Raw genomic sequence first — 1,986 nt, forward strand, 5'->3', positions numbered from 1 at the left:
TTTTCATCCAGTATTGTTATAACTCCGACAAAAGAACATTGCTCAGCACTGAAATTGCGATCCCTCCTGCTTATTGGAAAAGGTCCCGGATCACCACAAACTTACCGAAGGACTATGGGAATCATGAAGAACTTAATAAAAGGCTGAAAACCTTATTACGTCTGGTTGAAGATGTTATATCCTATGCGTTGCAAGAAAAAATAATAGACGTTTTGACCTTTGTCAAAAGTACCTTTAAACCAGACCTTAACCCGGAAATCCTTGCCCCTAAAGCCCAAGAGACGGCGAACAAGCAGCCGGAAACAAATCTGGATTTCTACTTTCAGATAGATGATTACATAAAATGCAAGACCAACAAGGTTACGCCTGGCATGCTGCGGGTTTACAAAAACATGAAAGACCACCTGCAAGCGTTTCAGGATTATAGGAAGTCTGTTATAACCTTCGATTGCCTTGATTTTAATTTCTATGAAGGTCTGGTTGATTTTCTGACATTTGAGTATATACAACGCCGAAGGAAAGCCGTTATAAAGGGCCTTAGGACGGCAACAGTAGGCAAAACAATTAAGCAACTGCGTATATTCATCCGGGATAGAATACGCCGTAAAATCATCCCTCCTATTGATTTATCGGACTTCAAGATTCTGAATGAGGAATCTGACGCTATCTATCTTTCATGGAAGGAAATAAACCAGATATACCATACTGATCTGACGGATTCCCCTTCCCTCCTGCCCTACCGTGATCTATTTGTTTTGGGATGCCTTACCGGGCTTAGGTTTTCGGACTTCTCCAACATCAAGCCGGAAGATATACGAAAAGGAATGCTTCATAAAAAACAGGAAAAGTCGGACCACTGGGTGGTGATTCCCTTAATGGATGCGGCTAATGAGATACTTATAAATCGCTTCAAAAAAGTAATCCCTGTCGTGAACAATCCGGATTTCAATGTAAATATTAAAGAAATTGGCCGTCTGGCCGGGATTTGTGAGTCAGTGAAATTCTCCTACAAAAAAGGAAATAAGGATATAGAGGTTATAAAGTCTAAATATGGATGGATTACCTCTCACACCTGCCGCCGCTCTTTTTGTACAAATGAATTTCTGGCAGGAACACCAGTAGAGCTGATAATGAAAATCAGTGGACATAAGAGTCTACAGGATTTCTACCGGTATATTCGTATCAGTCCTGAAGAAGCGGGTAAAAAGATTAAAGAGCTATGGGAAAAAAGGAAACAAACTGGAATCGTACCTTTAAATACTGTTGATCATTCACAGGCATGTTAAAACCAAAAACAACCGGAAAGGCTTTGCAGTAGAGTCTTTCCGGTTTATATATCTACATAATGGAAAATGGCGCAAGAAGACTCAAGCACCATTATCGTAATTGCTTAAACACAAAAAAGAAATTATTTCCTAGCCGTAATCTTTACTATTGATGCACTGAATTCTTCTTTGATGGCTTCTCCAATCTCCCGAATCTTGTCTTTTTCGGCATTGCTTAGAGCCGGAATCACCCTGCCTTCAATAACTTTATCGCGGCTTCTCAACTTTCGATAAAAAGTAGGCACACTATAATTGCATTCTTCACACACCCTGTCCCGTAAATGCTGAGCCACAGTGGTAAACTCAGAATGAAGCATAAATAATACATTCTCGTCCTTTAAATTCTTCATGGATTAAGATTTAATGGTGATTAACTAGCCTCCCTGTCCGGAAGAAAACTTTAAAATGGTTATGCCAAACGACTTTCCTTACCAGTCATTGCGACCGGTTTAACTAAGCCTTATCATTAAAATCTGAGAGACAATCTAAAACCTGCGGGAGAGTAGAAAACAAAAAGGCGCAGGTACCAACTTTCTCCGCTATAGAGGCCGTAGGAAGCCTGAACACAGATAAGTTGGCCCACGCCTTTATAGCATGAGCCATCCACTTATCACCCTGTGTTCTGAAATTTCCTACGTTTCTATAGCAAGGTAAAAGCGAA

At 40.3% G+C, this 1,986-nt stretch carries 3 protein-coding genes; 1 reads left to right on the forward strand and 2 read right to left on the reverse strand.

The window, feature by feature from the left end; genetic code table 11:
- A partial coding sequence (locus VIP81_RS31605; RefSeq protein ID WP_331971561.1) for a site-specific integrase occupies nt 1-1,286 on the forward strand: 1,286 nt, incomplete at its 5' end.
- Nucleotides 1,287-1,408: 122 nt separating this feature from the next.
- On the opposite strand, the gene VIP81_RS31610 is transcribed toward VIP81_RS31605, so the two are convergent.
- Both VIP81_RS31610 and VIP81_RS31615 read right to left on the reverse strand, forming a co-directional pair.
- Nucleotides 1,409-1,675, reverse strand: a complete 267-nt coding sequence (locus VIP81_RS31610) for a hypothetical protein (protein ID WP_331971564.1) — start codon at nt 1,673-1,675, stop codon at nt 1,409-1,411.
- Nucleotides 1,676-1,778: 103 nt separating this feature from the next.
- The coding region (locus VIP81_RS31615) for a hypothetical protein (RefSeq protein ID WP_331971567.1) at nt 1,779-1,986 on the reverse strand (208 nt) is incomplete at its 5' end.

It is taken from the genome of Chitinophaga sp., from assembly GCF_036566945.1.
Classification (GTDB): Bacteria; Bacteroidota; Bacteroidia; order Chitinophagales; family Chitinophagaceae; genus Chitinophaga.

Bases quoted from the DNA above. Each gene is read 5' to 3' on its own strand.
- VIP81_RS31610 (WP_331971564.1), bottom strand. From the start codon at position 1,675: ATGAAGAATTTAAAGGACGAGAATGTATTATTTATGCTTCATTCTGAG.